The following is a 14,627-nucleotide window of genomic DNA, read 5'->3' on the forward strand; positions in this document are numbered from 1 at the left end:
AGTGCAACGAGGCTGCGATCTTTCCCCAGACACTTGAGTCTCAAGCGAAAGATCAAAAGATCGCAGCCTTCGGCAGCTCCTACGAACCTAACGAGAGCAAGCTCCCTCGCCACAAAAGCCACAGTGCAATAAAAAAGGCGACACCCGCAAAGGTGTCGCCTTTTTCATGAGTGCCGGTTTTGCTTAATCCGGCAACCTGTAGGCAATCACATAATCACCCTGCCTGGTCCCCAGGGAGCCATGCCCCCCCGCAACGACCAGCACGTATTGCTTGCCGTCCTTGCCGGTGTAGGTCATCGGCGTGGTCTGGGCACCGGCGGGCAGGCGGCCTTCCCACAGCTGCTTGCCGTTTTTCACGTCATAGGCACGCAGGTACTGGTCCAGCGTACCGCTGAGGAACGCCAGGCCGCTGCCCGTGGTGAACGTCCCCCCCAGGCTCGGAACACCCATGCTCAGCGGGATCGGTACTGGCGAGCTGTCGCGCACGGTGCCGTTCTTGTGTTTCCACAGGGTCTTGTTGTTGGTCAGGTCCACCGCCGCGACATAACCCCAGGCAGGCGCCTGGCAAGGCAGGCCCATCGGCGAGAGCAGCGCTTCGAGGATCACGCCATACGGCGCGCCCTTGTTCGGCTGCACGCCTTCGGTTTCGCTCTTGCGACCCGGCCCACCGGCCACTTCCGCCGCTGGCACCAGCTTCGACTTGAACGCCATGTAGCTCGGGTTGACGAAAGCGATCTGGCGCACCGGGTCCACCGAAATGCCGCCCCAGTCGAATACGCCGAAGTTGCCCGGGTAGACGATCGAACCTTGCAGCGACGGTGGGGTGAACATGCCCTCATAGCGCAGCGACTTGAAGTCGATCCGGCACAACATCTGGTCGAACGGGGTCACGCCCCACATGTCGCGTTCCTTGAGGACCGGCGGCACGAAGTTCAGGTCGGACATCGGTTGGGTCGGCGAGGTGTGGTCGCCCTCCACCGCGCCTTGCGGCACCGGGATTTCCTTGATCGGCACGATCGGCTGACCATTGCTGCGGTCCAGCACGTAGATGCTGCCCTGCTTGGTCGACGCCAGGACGGCGGGTTTCACGCCATCGGCGGTCTTCATGTCCATCAGCGTCGGTTGACCGCCAACGTCCATGTCCCACAGGTCGTGGTGGGTGAACTGGAAGTACCAGCGCACCTTGCCGGTGGCGATGTCCAGGGCGGTCAGGCCAGCGGAATACTTTTCCGATTCCGGGGTACGCAGGCCACCGAACTGGTCGGGGGTCTGGTTGCCCATCGGCAGGTAGAGCATGCCGAGTTTTTCATCGACGCTGAACATGGACCACATGTTCGGCGAGTTGCGGGTGTAGGTCTGGCCTTCGGCGATCGGCGTGGTGTCGTCCGGGTTGCCGCTGTCCCAGTTCCATACCAGCTTGCCGGTGTGCACGTCGTAGGCACGGATCACACCGCTTGGTTCGTCGGTGGAGACGTTGTCGGTGACGTGGCCGCCGATCACCACCAGATTCTGGGTGACCGCCGGTGGCGAGGTGGAGTAGTAACCGCCGGCCGTGAAGCCGCCGATGTTGGCGCTCAGGTCGACCTGGCCCTTGTCGCCGAAGTCTTCGCACATCTTGCCGGTGTCGGCGTTGAGGGCGATCAGGCGGGTGTCGGCGGTCGGCAGGAAGATCCGTCGTGGGCACACGGTGCTGGCCGGTGTGGTGCTGGCGGTGCCGGTGGGGCTCTGCTCGGCGGAAGCGTAGACGGCGTCATCGTGGTAGGTCACGCCACGGCAGGTCATGTGGGCCCACCCCTTGAAGTTTTCCGCTTTTTGCGTGGAAAGCTTCGGATCGAAACGCCAGATTTCCTTGCCGGTTTCAGGCTCCAGGGCAATCACCTGGCTGTGAGGCGTGCAAACGTAGAGCATGCCGTTGACCTTCAGCGGGGTGTTTTCGGCGGTGGTTTCACCCGGGTCGTTCGGCCCTGGCAGGTCGCCGGTGCGGAACGTCCAGGCTTGCTTGAGCTTGCTGACGTTCTCGGGGGTGATCTGCGCCAGCGGCGAATAGCGGTCGCCGTGAGCGCTGCGCCCGTAGGAATTCCAGTCGCCGTCGGGCATGGCCGGTGCGGTGTTGGTCATGCCTGGCACGCTGTCGCGGTCCAGTTGGCCCTTGATCTCACCCGGGTTGGTGAACTGACTGGCAAGCGCGGCGATACCGGCGATGACCACGGCGGCGCCCAACGCACGGGTGCCCATGGCCGAGGCGTCGGCGGTCAACAGCGGGCGGCGGAACCACGGCAGCAACATGACGATGCCCAGGGCAAACAGCAGCGCCAGGCGCGGCACCAGTTGCCACCAGTCCAGGCCGACTTCCCACAGCGCCCATACGGTGCTGGCGAACAGCACCAGTGCGTACAGGCCCAGGGCCGCGCGACGGGCCATGATCAGCAGCACGCCGGTCAGCGCCAGGCCGATACCGGCCAGCAGGTAATACAGCGAGCCGCCCAACGTGCTCAGCTTGACCCCGCCGGCCAGCAGGGCCAGGCCCATCAATAGAAGCAGAATGCCGAGCAGGCTCGGAAGCAGACGGCTTCGACTCAAAGCACCCTCAGTGCTCATAGTGTGATTCTCCGTGACGTTTTAAGGAGGCCCGCGCAAGTAGTCACTGTAGATGACGATCTTGAAGGGGCATGGTTCAGTTGAAAAAGGCAAATTGGCTGGCGCGATCCCTGTGGGAGCGAGCGTGCTCGCGATGGCGGCGTGTCAGTCGGCTTCAATGTTGAATGTGCAATCGTTATCGCGAGCAAGCTCGCTCCCACAGGAATTCACCAAGACAGCGCTGTCTTTCAGGATCAGGGCATTGGGCATTCATCAGATCTTCCAGCGGGAATGAGCTGGACGCAGAGGCTTGGGCATAACAAAAGAAGCGTTTCAGCAAGCGGCGCAAGGATAATGTCCTGTTATCAATAGAGAAAGGGCTTTTGTTGACATGGATCATCTCGGATTTGGTAACAGTGCACCTGGCCCTGGAGCCCCACGATGAAGGCTATGCTTCCACCACGAGGGCACCTCGGCTAAGGTGCGCGGCTTTACCCTTTTTGCGCGAAGGCCTTCCATGACCGAACCCAACAACAACCCGCTGCACGGCGTGACGCTGGAGCAGATCCTCAACGCCCTCGTGCAGCACTACGAATGGTCGGGCCTGGCTGAACGCATCGATATCCGCTGCTTCAAAAGCGACCCGAGCATCAAGTCGAGCCTGACCTTCTTGCGCAAGACCCCTTGGGCGCGGGAGAAAGTCGAGCGCCTGTACATCAAGTTGATGCGCACCAAACGGCCGGTCTGAGCCGCCATGGGGATTGATAGAGGTCCTGGCCTCACCCTGCGCCAGCGCTTCGTGTCGGTCACGGCGCTGCTGGCCTGGGCGGGGTTGAGCATCCAGTTGTATCTGATCCTGCTGGGTCGCTGGGAGCTGGGGGCGAGCCTGCTGGGCGGGTTGGTGAGTTTCTTCAGTTTCTTCACGGTGCTGACCAACCTGTGGGTGGCGGTGGTCCTGACCTGGGAGCTGACCCCTCGCCCCGCCCCGGCCCGCCGCTGGTTCCTGCAGCCCGGCGTACGCAGCGGCGTCGCCGTGAGCATCGCCCTGGTCAGCCTGGCCTACAACCTGCTGCTGCGCCACCTCTGGCAACCCGAAGGCTGGCAGTTCGTGGCCGACGAATTACTGCATGACGTGGTGCCGGTACTCTACATCGCCTATTGGTGGCGGTGGGTGCCCAAAGGCAGCTTGCGCCTGGGCCACATCGGGCTGTGGATGATCTATCCCTTGGTCTACTTCGCCTATGTCCTGCTGCGGGGGGATTTACTGGCGGCCTACCCCTACCCTTTCATCGACGTGGCGAGCCTGGGTTATCCACAGGTGTTCATCAATGCCGGGGGGATATTGGCGGGATTTGTCGGGATTGCGTTGGGGGTGGTGGGGTTGGATCGGTGGGCGGGACTCAAGCAAACACCATGATCCCCTGTTGGAGCGAGCTTGCTCGCGATAGCGGTGGTCAGCGCGAGACACTGTCGAATGTGCCTCCGTCATCGCGAGCAAGCTCGCTCCCACAAGGGGGTTGTGTTCATCTCCGACATCACCGCCCGGTCGGCAACATCCACACCAACCCACTGGCCTTGGCCCGTTCATGACACAGCGCCAAGACCCCGCGGCGTTCGTCGTTGTCCATCCGGCTCCACCGGGTGATTTCCGCCACGGTGCGCTGGCAGCCGGTGCAGATATCGTCATCGTCCAGCGCGCAGATGTTCACGCAAGGCGAAGGCACCGGGCGTTCAGGGGCGCTCATGGTTCCTGCTCGGCCAGGTCGCGGGCATAGCGCTGGGCATTGTGCACATAGTGCGCCGCGCTGGCCACGAGCATGTTCTTCTGGGCTTCGGTCAATTCACGCACCACCTTGCCGGGCGAGCCCATCACCAGCGAGCCGTCGGGAATCTCCTTGTTTTCGCCGATCAGCGCGTTGGCGCCGATGATGCAGTGCTTGCCGATCTTCGCGCCGTTGAGGATCACTGCGTTGATGCCAATGAGGCTGTAGTCGCCCACCGTACAGCCATGGAGCATGGCGTTATGGCCGATGGTCACGCCGGTGCCGATGGTCAGTGGATAACCCATGTCGGTGTGCATCACCGTGCCGTCCTGCACGTTGCTGTCCTTGCCAATCAGGATCAGCTCGTTGTCACCGCGCAGCACGGCATTGAACCAGACATTGGCACCCTCTTCGAGGCGTACCTTGCCCACCAGCGTGGCGTTGGGTGCGACCCAGCTCTGTGGGTGGGTTTCGACTCGGGCATCGCCCAGGCGGTATTTCATGGGAATCCTCGGGGCATCAGGTATTGATGAAACTCTTTGGCGGGGTGTGCAGGTCGATCCCGGCGTCGTACAGCAGGTTGACCAACTCGACGATCATGATCGCCGTCAGCCCCCAGATCTTGTACTCGCCAAACCGATAGCTGGGCACATACCAACTGCGACCCTGGTAATCGATCCGGTGCGTGTGTTCGCGCGGATCCTTGCGAAAAAACTCCAACGGCACGCTGAATACCGCGGCGATCTCGGCATCGTTGGCCTGGTATTCGACGTAGTCCGGAATCACCCCGACATAGGGCGTGACCTTGATGCCATGCAGCGAGATCAACGGGCTGAGAGGGCCGATCACTTCCACCAGGCCGGGGGGCAGGCCGATTTCTTCCTCGGCTTCGCGCAGGGCGGTGAAGATCAGGTCCGGGTCTTCCGGGTCGCGACGCCCGCCGGGGAACGCCACTTCGCCGCCATGGGTCGATAGCCCGCTGGCGCGCAGGGTCAGTACCAGTTCCGGTTCGTCACTGCGGGTGATCGGCACCAGCACCGCAGCTTCAGGGAAACGTCGGTCGGCCTGCAGGTCGTGTGGGGTGTGGTTGCTTACTCGATGCAGTAGCTCGTCCAGCATGAGACTTCTCGATTCATTCGCTACCTTGCATCATGCACCAATCATTCAAGCGGCCCAACCCCCGCACCGCGTCGTGTCGCGAAACGACAACTTGCCGACACCTGCCGCGCACGCCAAGATAGGCGCAGCATTCAGGAATCCAAGCATGAAATTCTGCAGCCAGTGCGGTAACCCGGTGACCCAGCGCATACCCGAAGGCGACTCGCGCCTGCGCTTCGTTTGCGACACCTGCCACACCATCCACTACCAGAACCCCAACATCGTCGCTGGTTGCGTGCCGACCTGGGGCAGCAAGGTGTTGTTGTGCCGACGCGCCATCGAACCGCGGCGCGGCTACTGGACGCTGCCGGCGGGCTTCATGGAGAACGGCGAGACGGTCGAGCAGGCCGCCGTGCGCGAAACCGCCGAAGAGGCTTGCGCCCGGGTGCGAAACTTGAGCATCTATACGCTGATTGACGTACCGCATATCAGCCAGGTACATGTATTCTTCCGCGCCGAACTGGTGGACGAGGATTTCGCCGCCGGGCCCGAGAGCCTGGAGGTGAAGTTGTTCGAAGAAGCGGACATTCCCTGGGACGAGCTGGCTTTCCGTACGGTGGGCCGCACCCTGGAATATTTCTATGCCGACCGCCGGGCGGAGGATTACCCGGTGCGATCCGAATCGATCCCGCCGCTGGCCCAGCCGGCCAACACCTGAAAAAACCAATCGAATATAGCCGCGACACCTCTAGGGATATCGTTTCAATGCGCTGGTTGCTTGTCCTGTTCTGCTTGTCGTTCACCGTTGTGTCCCAGGCCGCCGCCGTGGGAACCTACAACGGCAAGGTCATCGAAAAAGTGCTGGTGCTCAAGTCCGCCCATCAATTGCAATTGATCAACGACGGCAAGCCGCTCAAGACCTATCGCATTTCCCTGGGCAAGGGCGCCAAGAAAGGCCCCAAGCTGATCGAGGGCGACAAGCGCACCCCCGAAGGTTTCTACTGGATCGACTGGCGCAAGACCAGTGACCGGTTCTACCTGTCGATGCACATTTCCTACCCCAACATCAGCGACGCCGCCCGCGCCCGCCGTGAAGGCGTGGAGCCGGGGGGCATGATCATGATCCACGGCACGCCTGATTCGGAAGAAAACCCTGAACAGCTGTTCCATACGCTGGACTGGACCGATGGCTGCATCGCCATGCGCAACGTGGACATGCGCGAAGTCTGGAACCTGGTGCCGGATGGCACCATGATCGAAATTCGTCCGTAGCCCCTCGCCACAAAAGCCCTCTGACCCGGCATCAAATCTTCGTTGCCTGATCTGGCCTCATCGCGAGCAAGCTCGCTCCCACAGTAGTTTTGTATTGCACATAACCCCCTGTGGGAGCGAGCTTGCTCGCGATGAGGCCGGCACTTATTGCATCAAGTCCGAAGCGCTACCCAGCCCAAGGGCTTTGGCCAACAAAACCCCAACTCAATCATCTGCGTAGCCCCTCTGTGGCGAGGGAGCTTGCTCCCGCTGGGCGGCGAAGCAGCCCCAAAGCAGGCAACTCAATTCGCCTGACACACCGGGTTGTCAGGTTTGAGGCCGCTTCGCGCCCTAGCGGGAGCAAGCTCCCTCGCCACGACAGCTCGTTAGCCTTGGTGGGCTCGGACGACCGCCCGTCAGCATCGAAAAATAAAATCAAAAAATCGCAACTTCAGAAATTACCTACAGATGAATACCAGTTCACCCAGTAGGCGTTGTCGCAGTTGAAGATATTTACGTTCGAATCCCCACCCTCTAATACCACTTCAATCCCACCCCACCAAAACCCTCCAACAACCTCTCTAAACCCCGGGAAAGCGGCGTTGACATGGTATTCAAGTGGTATTAGCTTCCACCCCACTTACCGAGCGACAACAACCCAATAACCGCATCGGACACGAATATGAACGACATCCTGGCCCTGCGCCCTGACGACACCCAACCCACGCCGCTGTACCTGCAATTGGCGCGTAACCTGGAGACGGCGATTCATGCCGGCCAGTGGAAAGCCGAACAGGCGATGCCGTCCGAGCGCAGCTTGAGCGAGCAACTGGGCATTTCCCGGGTCACGGCCCGCAAGGCCTTGGAGGTGCTGTTCGAACAAGGGCTGATTCGCCGCAACCAGGGCTCCGGCACCTTTATCACCCCGCGCCTGGAACAGCCGCTGTCACGCCTCAGCGGCTTCAGCGAGATGCTGCGGCTCAAGGGTTTTGTGCCGGGTTCCCAATGGCTGGAGCGGGAAATCACCCCGCCCACCCACGAAGAACTGATCCGCCTGGGCCTGTCCCCCACCGACAAAGTCGCGCGGCTCAAGCGCTTGCGCAAGGCCGACGACACGGTCATGGCCATCGAGATGAGCACCCTGCCCGCCAGCCTCATTCCCAAGCCGCAAGCGGTGGGCGATTCCCTCTACGCATTTCTCGACGGCATCGGCAAGCCGGTGGTGCGCGCCCTGCAACACATCCAGGCCATCAACGCCTCGGACGAGTTCGCCGCCCTGGTGGGCATCGCCCCCGGTACCGCGATGCTGCTGATGACCCGGGTCGGCTACCTGGAAGACAACACCCCCATCGAAGTCACCGACACCTATTGCCGCAACGACTACTACGACTTTGTCGCAGAGCTGCGGCGCTAGACGAGCAGAGAATTCCCATGTCCGAAGACAACATCCTCACCTGTGACGGCTGGGTTCGCGGCCGCCTGCTCCATGAGCACGGTAGAGTCGTGGCCATCGAAGGCCAGCCCTGCGATCCGGCGGGCAACGACCTGCCCTACCTGCTGCCCGGTTTTATCGACCTGCACGTCCACGGCGGTGGCGGCAAGGACATCATGCAAGGCGCCTCGGCGTTCGAGACCATCGCCCGCACCCACCTGCGTTTCGGCACGACCGCCCTCTTGGCCACCACCATGACCGCCCCCAGCGAAGAGATCGCCAGCGTGTTGCAGGCCCTCGGCGAGTTCTGTGAGCAGCGTCCGAACGGCAGCGCCCGGGTCCTGGGCGTGCACTTGGAAGGCCCTTACATCAACCCCGGAAAACTGGGCGCGCAACCGAATTTCGCCCACACCGCGCTGCTGGCCGAGGTGGAGCGCTACCTGGCCCTGGCGCCGATCCGGGTGATTACCATTGCCCCGGAAATCGCCGGTCACGATGCCTTGATCCGCGCCCTCAGCGCCCGGGGCGTGCGCATGCAGATCGGCCATACCCTGGGCAGCTATGAAGAAGGCGTCGCGGCGTTGGCCGCCGGGGCGACCAGTTTCACCCACCTGTACAACGCCATGAGCCCGTTGCATCACCGCGAGCCGGGGATCGTCGGCGCGGCCCTGGCCCATGCCCGCTACGCCGAGCTGATCCCCGACTTGCTCCACGTGCACCCCGGCGCAATGCGGGTGGCCCTGCGGGCGATCCCGTGCCTGTACTGCGTCACCGACTCCACCGCCGCCGCCGGCATGCCCGACGGCGAATACAAGCTGGGCAGCCACACCGTGACCAAATGCCTGGGCGGGGTGCGCCTGGCCGATGGCACCCTGGCCGGCAGCACCCTGACCATGGACCAGGCCCTGCGCAACCTGGTGAAAATCGGCCTGCCCATCGCCGAAGCGTCCCAGCGTCTGTCCCAGTTTCCCGCCGACTACCTCGGCCTGCCCGAGCGCGGTCGCCTGCAACCCGGCGCCTGGGCCGACTGCGTACGCCTTGACCGTTCCCTGACCCTGACCGACGTGATGGTCGAAGGAGAAGCCATTGACTTCCAAAATGCTTGAAGAGGCCCTGGCCTCCCATGAAGCGGTCGAGCGCCAGTTGCAGCGACTGGATCCGGCCCTCGAGGAAATCGCCGGACGCCTGCGCCGCCAACCACCGCAAGTGGCGATGACTGTCGCCCGCGGCAGCTCCGACCACGCCGCCAGCTATTTCGCTTACCTGACTATGCAACAGTTGGGTATCCCGGTGGCCTCGCTGCCGATGTCGGTGGTGACCATGCAACAGGCGCCGCTGAAGGTCAGCGGCCAGGTGGCGTTCGGGTTTTCCCAGTCGGGACAGAGCCCGGACCTGGTGAACAGCCTGCGCCTGTTGCGCAAGCGTGGCGCCTTGAGCGTGGCCCTGGTCAATGCCCCCGACTCGCCTCTGGAAGCCGCCTGTGAATTCAGCGTGCCGCTGTGTGCCGGCGTCGAAAGCAGCGTCGCCGCGACCAAGAGTTTCATTGCCACCCTCAGCGCCAGTGCGCGACTGGTGGCCCACTGGAAAGCCGACGCCGAGTTGCTCGAAGCCGGCGGCGCCCTGCCCGAGGGCCTGCGCGAGGCCGCCCGCCAGGACTGGCACAGCGCTGTCGACACCCTGCGCGACTGTCAGCGGTTGATGGTGATCGGCCGGGGCGCCGGGTTCGCCATCGCCCAGGAAGCAGCGCTCAAGTTCAAGGAAACCTCGGCGATCCAGGCCGAAGCCTTCAGCAGTGCCGAAGTTCGCCACGGGCCCATGGCGCTGATCGACCATGACTACCCCCTGCTGGTGTTCGCCCCCCGCGGTGCCGAACAGGCCGGCGTGTTGAGCCTGGCCGCGGACATGCGCCAGCGCGGTGCCCGGGTCCTGTTGGCGGCACCTGATGACATTGTCGAACGCGACCTGACCTTGAGCCGCGCCGAGCACCCGGCCCTGGACCCGATCCTGGCGATCCAGAGCTTCTACGCGATGGCCGCGAGCCTGGCCGTGGCTCGAGGCCTGGACCCGGACCAGCCACGGCACCTGAGCAAGGTCACCCGTACCCACTGATCCGACTGCTTTTCAAACAAGAGCCTGAAGAGAGCGAGCCCATGCCCAACAACAATAAAGAGCTGATCCTCAGCGCCCCCCTCAGCGGCCCGGTGCTCACCCTCGCCAATGTCCCGGACGCGGTATTCGCCAGCGGCGCCATGGGCGATGGGATCGCCATCGACCCGCTGAACGACACCCTCTACGCGCCCTGCGACGCTGAAGTGATCCACGTCGCCCGCACCGGCCATGCGGTGACCCTGCGGGCCGACAATGGCGCCGAACTGCTGCTGCACCTGGGCCTGGATACGGTCGAGCTGCAAGGCGACGGGTTTTCCATGCTGGTCAAGGAAGGGGCACGGGTCAGCCATGGCCAGCCGCTGCTGCGTTATGACGTGGATAAAGTGGCGCTGCGCTGCAAGAGCCTGGTCAGCCTGCTGGTCATCACCAACGGCGAGCGTTTCCAGGCACGGCCCATCACGCTCGAAGGGGTGAAGGTCGGTGAGCCGCTGCTGCACATTCTCGCCAAGGCCGGCGGCCAAGCGGAACATCACGACCAAGACGACGGCATCGAAGTGTTCGGCCAGATCCGCATCGCCCATCGAGGCGGTCTTCACGCCCGCCCGGCGGCGCTGGTACGCCAGACCGCGCAAGGCTTCAAGAGCCGCTCGCAGCTGCATTTCGGCGGCAAGTCGGCCTCCTGCGACAGCGTCATGGGCATGATGGGGCTGGCCATCACCGAACAGGCGCAAGTGCACGTCAGTTGCCGGGGCAGCGATGCCGAGGCGGCGCTGCAAGCCTTGCTGGCGACTTTATCCACAGCCCTGGTGGAAGAGGCCCATGCCAGCGCGCCGTCGCCCGAACCACCACGGACGAATGCAGAAGAAGGTGTGCTGCACGGCGTATGTGCCGCCCCTGGCCTGGTAACCGGGCCGCTGGTTCGGTTGAACGGCATTCAATTGCCAAAAGACATCGGCGGCCATGCCATCGAAGAGCAGCGACAACGCCTGAGTGACGCCCTGGCCCAGGTCCGTGGCGAGATCCACCTCACGCTGGAGCACGCCCGGGCCAAGAAGCACCACGATGAAGAGGCGATCTTCAGTGCCCACCTGGCGCTACTGGAAGACCCGCTACTGCTGGATGCCGCCGACCTCTTCATCGAACAAGGCAGTGCCGCGTCCCACGCCTGGAGCCGTTCCATCGACGCGCAATGCCAGGTCCTGCAACAACTGGGCAGCACGCTGCTGGCCGAGCGCGCCAACGATTTGCGCGACTTGCGCCAACGGGTCCTGCGGGTGTTGCTGGGTGAGACCTGGCAATTCGACGTTGTGGCGGGCGCCATCGTCGCCGCCCAGGAACTGACCCCGTCGGACCTGCTGCAACTCAGCGCCCAAGGCGTGGCCGGCGTGTGCATGGTCGAGGGCGGCGCGACGTCCCATGTGGCGATCCTGGCCCGGGGCAAAGGCCTGCCGTGCCTGGTGGCGCTGGGCGAGGCACTGCTTGCGCAGGCGCCAGGGCAATCGGTGGTGCTGGACGCTGACGGTGGCCGCCTCGAACTCACGCCAACCGCCGAGCGCCTGGCGCAGGTGCGGCAAGCACAGACCCGACGCACGGTCCGGCGCGCCCAACAACAGACCCTCGCCCACACGCCGGCGCGAACCGTCGATGGCGTGGAGGTTGAAGTCGCCGCTAACGTGGCCTCCAGCGCCGAAGCCGGCGAAAGCTTGGCCAACGGTGCCGATGGCGTTGGCTTGTTGCGCACCGAATTTCTCTTCGTCGACCGCCACACCGCCCCCGACGAAGAAGAACAGCGCCAGGCCTATCAAGCCGTACTCGATGCCATGGGCGACAGGCCGGTGATCATTCGCACCATCGACGTGGGCGGCGACAAGCAACTGGATTACCTGCCACTGCCCAGCGAAGCCAACCCGGTACTGGGCCTGCGCGGCATTCGCCTGGCCCAGGTGCGACCGGACCTGCTCGACCAGCAACTGCGCGCCCTGCTGCAAACCCGTCCGCTGGACCGCTGCCGGATCCTGTTGCCCATGGTCACCGAAGTCGACGAACTGCTGCACATCCGCCAACGCCTCGATGCCCTCGGCACTGAACTGGGCCTGGGCGAACGCCCGCAACTGGGGGTGATGATCGAAGTGCCGGCCGCCGCGTTGCTGGCCGAACAATTGGCCGAACATGCGGATTTCCTCTCCATCGGCACCAACGACCTGTCGCAATACACCCTGGCCATGGACCGCGACCACGCCGGCCTCGCCGCCCGGGTCGATGCCCTGCACCCCGCGCTGCTGCGGCTGATCGCCCAGACCTGCGCCGGTGCCGCCAGGCATGGACGTTGGGTCGGCGTGTGCGGGGCCCTGGCCTCGGACCCGTTAGCCACGCCCGTACTGATCGGCCTGGGTGTACGGGAACTGTCGGTCAGCCCGCCGCAGATCGGCGAAATCAAGGACCGCGTACGCCACCTCGACGCCGCGCAGTGCGCTCGCTTGAGCAGCGAACTGCTGGACCTGGGCAGCGCACTCGCGGTACGCCGTGCCTGCCATCGACACTGGCCCCTGGGCTGAGCCACCTCGAAGAACAATAAAGGGAGAGACGCCATGTACCAGCATTTCATCGAAGGGCTGCAACGCCTCGGCCGGGCACTGATGCTGCCCATCGCGATCCTGCCCATCGCCGGCTTGTTGCTGCGCCTGGGCGACACCGATCTCTTGGACATCGCCATCATCCACGATGCCGGCCAGGCGATTTTCGCCAACCTGGCGATGATCTTCGCCATCGGCATCGCCGTGGGCTTCGCCCGGGACAACAACGGTACGGCGGGGTTGGCCGGGGCCATCGGCTACCTGGTGATGATCGCCACCCTGAAGGTGCTCGATGCCAGCATCAACATGGGCATGCTCGCCGGGATCATCAGCGGCCTGCTGGCGGGTGCGCTGTATAACCGATTCAAGGACATCAAGTTGCCGGAATACCTGGCGTTCTTTGGTGGCCGGCGCTTCGTGCCGATTGTCACCGGCTTCAGCGCCGTCGGGCTGGGCGTGGTGTTCGGCCTTATCTGGCCGCCGATCCAGCAGGGTATCAACGGTTTCGGCGCCTTGCTGATGGAAAGCGGCAGTTTCGGCGCCTTCGTGTTCGGGGTGTTCAACCGATTGCTGATCGTTACCGGCCTGCACCACATCCTCAATAACATGGCCTGGTTCATCTTCGGCAGTTTCACCGACCCCGATACCGGTGCGGTGGTCACCGGTGACCTGAGCCGTTATTTCGCCGGCGATCCCAAGGGCGGCCAGTTCATGACCGGCATGTTCCCGGTGATGCTCTTCGGCCTGCCCGCCGCGTGCCTGGCGATGTACCGCAACGCCCTGCCCCAGCGGCGCAAGGTCATGGGTGGGATCCTGCTGTCCATGGCGCTGACCTCGTTCCTGACCGGTGTCACCGAGCCGATCGAATTCGCCTTCATGTTCCTCGCGCCCCTGCTGTACCTGGTCCACGCGCTGCTCACCGGAGTGTCGATGGCCGTGACCAATCTGCTGGACATTCACCTGGGCTTTACCTTCTCCGGCGGCTTCATCGACATGGTCCTGGGCTGGGGCAAATCCACCAACGGCTGGTTGGTCGTCCCGGTGGGCCTGGCCTACGCGGCGATCTACTACCTGGTGTTCGACTTCTGCATCCGCCGCTTCGACCTGAAGACCCCGGGGCGTGAAGAGGTACCGGCAGGCGACAAACCGGCCATCGCCGAAAACCAGCGGGCCGCGGCCTACATCCAGGCGTTGGGCGGCGCTGACAACCTGATCACCATCGGTGCCTGCACCACGCGCTTGCGGCTGGACATGGTGGACCGTAACAAGGCGTCCGACGCCCGGCTCAAGGCCCTCGGCGCCATGGCCGTGGTGCGCCCCGGTAACGGCGGGAGCCTGCAGGTGGTGGTGGGGCCGATGGCCGACAGCATTGCCGATGAAATTCGCCTGGCGATGCCCTCCACCCTTCGCCCGGTCACCGCGCCGGTACCGAATGCCGTTGCACCGACGACGCCGGCCGCCCTTTCCAGCACAGAAGCGCAACAATGGCTGGACGCCCTCGGAGGCCAGGACAATGTCCTGCAACTCGAGTGCGTGGCGACGAGCCGGCTACGGGTGCGGCTGGCCGATGACAAGGGCTTGTCGGAAAGCCGGCTCAAAGGGCTGGGGTGTCAAGGTATGAGCCCGTTGGGGGGTGGCGTCTGGCACCTGCTGCTGGGGGAGAAGGCGCCGCGGTTATGGCAGGCATTGGATGGCCTGGCGCATGGCCGCAAGGTCGATGCCGGGGCCTAGCACCCCAAGTTCTACCGGGATTTTTGTATTCTTCTTTCGATTTATCGCGAGCAAGCTCGCTCCCACAGTGGCTGGGTGTTGTTCACAAGACCT

General features: G+C 63.8%; 13 protein-coding genes. 9 read left to right on the forward strand and 4 right to left on the reverse strand.

Translation table 11 applies throughout. The annotated features are described in order from the left end of the window. Positions 1-183: 183 nt before the first annotated feature. The gene (locus BLU85_RS11400; RefSeq protein ID WP_092205385.1) at positions 184-2,598 is read right to left on the reverse strand and encodes a glucose/quinate/shikimate family membrane-bound PQQ-dependent dehydrogenase; all 2,415 of its coding nucleotides are present in this window, start codon (positions 2,596-2,598) and stop codon (positions 184-186) included. A gap of 496 nt (positions 2,599-3,094) precedes the next feature. Between BLU85_RS11400 and BLU85_RS11410 the strand changes: the two genes are divergently transcribed. Both BLU85_RS11410 and BLU85_RS11415 read left to right on the forward strand, forming a co-directional pair. After that, complete coding sequence (locus tag BLU85_RS11410) at positions 3,095-3,325, forward strand: VF530 family protein (protein WP_003205228.1); 231 nt, start codon at positions 3,095-3,097, stop codon at positions 3,323-3,325. A 6-nt stretch (positions 3,326-3,331) separates the two neighbouring features. Next, positions 3,332-3,994, forward strand: coding sequence for a Pr6Pr family membrane protein (locus BLU85_RS11415; protein WP_092205383.1), 663 nt, complete (start codon positions 3,332-3,334; stop codon positions 3,992-3,994). Between the two features lie 118 nt (positions 3,995-4,112). Here BLU85_RS11415 and BLU85_RS11420 read toward each other — a convergent pair whose 3' ends face one another. The 3 genes from BLU85_RS11420 to BLU85_RS11430 are packed head-to-tail and all read right to left on the reverse strand — an operon-like array spanning position 4,113 to position 5,459. Further along, the gene (locus BLU85_RS11420) at positions 4,113-4,322 is read right to left on the reverse strand and encodes a DUF1289 domain-containing protein (protein WP_092205382.1); all 210 of its coding nucleotides are present in this window, start codon (positions 4,320-4,322) and stop codon (positions 4,113-4,115) included. Further along, positions 4,319-4,843: a gamma carbonic anhydrase family protein gene (locus tag BLU85_RS11425; RefSeq protein ID WP_092205381.1), complete on the reverse strand. Its 525-nt coding sequence runs from the start codon at positions 4,841-4,843 to the stop codon at positions 4,319-4,321. The genes BLU85_RS11420 and BLU85_RS11425 overlap by 4 nt, the downstream gene beginning before the upstream one ends. A 16-nt stretch (positions 4,844-4,859) precedes the next feature. Continuing rightward, positions 4,860-5,459, reverse strand: a complete 600-nt coding sequence (locus tag BLU85_RS11430; protein WP_092166302.1) for a CoA pyrophosphatase — start codon at positions 5,457-5,459, stop codon at positions 4,860-4,862. A 145-nt stretch (positions 5,460-5,604) separates the two neighbouring features. On the opposite strand from BLU85_RS11430, the gene BLU85_RS11435 reads away from it, so the two are divergent. The 7 genes from BLU85_RS11435 (at position 5,605) to nagE (ending at position 14,534) form a co-directional block, all read left to right on the forward strand. Next, positions 5,605-6,156: an NUDIX hydrolase gene (locus BLU85_RS11435; protein WP_092205380.1), complete on the forward strand. Its 552-nt coding sequence runs from the start codon at positions 5,605-5,607 to the stop codon at positions 6,154-6,156. A 47-nt stretch (positions 6,157-6,203) separates the two neighbouring features. After that, positions 6,204-6,710, forward strand: a complete 507-nt coding sequence (locus BLU85_RS11440; RefSeq protein ID WP_092205379.1) for a L,D-transpeptidase family protein — start codon at positions 6,204-6,206, stop codon at positions 6,708-6,710. 661 nt (positions 6,711-7,371) lie between these two features. Then, entirely contained in the window at positions 7,372-8,103 is a 732-nt protein-coding gene (locus BLU85_RS11445; RefSeq protein ID WP_092205378.1) for a GntR family transcriptional regulator, read from the forward strand. A 17-nt stretch (positions 8,104-8,120) separates the two neighbouring features. Further along, positions 8,121-9,227 (forward strand): N-acetylglucosamine-6-phosphate deacetylase, encoded by a 1,107-nt coding sequence (gene nagA, locus BLU85_RS11450; RefSeq protein WP_092205377.1) that lies wholly within the window; start codon positions 8,121-8,123, stop codon positions 9,225-9,227. Beyond that, positions 9,208-10,230: an SIS domain-containing protein gene (locus BLU85_RS11455; RefSeq protein ID WP_092205376.1), complete on the forward strand. Its 1,023-nt coding sequence runs from the start codon at positions 9,208-9,210 to the stop codon at positions 10,228-10,230. The genes nagA and BLU85_RS11455 overlap by 20 nt, the downstream gene beginning before the upstream one ends. A gap of 41 nt (positions 10,231-10,271) precedes the next feature. Continuing rightward, positions 10,272-12,785 carry a phosphoenolpyruvate--protein phosphotransferase gene (gene ptsP, locus BLU85_RS11460; RefSeq protein WP_092205375.1) on the forward strand — a complete coding sequence of 838 codons (2,514 nt, stop codon included), beginning with the start codon at positions 10,272-10,274 and terminating at the stop codon, positions 12,783-12,785. A gap of 33 nt (positions 12,786-12,818) precedes the next feature. After that, the gene (gene nagE / locus BLU85_RS11465; protein ID WP_092205374.1) at positions 12,819-14,534 is read left to right on the forward strand and encodes an N-acetylglucosamine-specific PTS transporter subunit IIBC; all 1,716 of its coding nucleotides are present in this window, start codon (positions 12,819-12,821) and stop codon (positions 14,532-14,534) included. The last annotated feature ends 93 nt before the right edge of the window (positions 14,535-14,627 follow it).

This window comes from Pseudomonas sp. NFACC14 (assembly GCF_900106885.1).
Classification (GTDB): Bacteria; Pseudomonadota; Gammaproteobacteria; order Pseudomonadales; family Pseudomonadaceae; genus Aquipseudomonas; species Aquipseudomonas fluorescens_AA.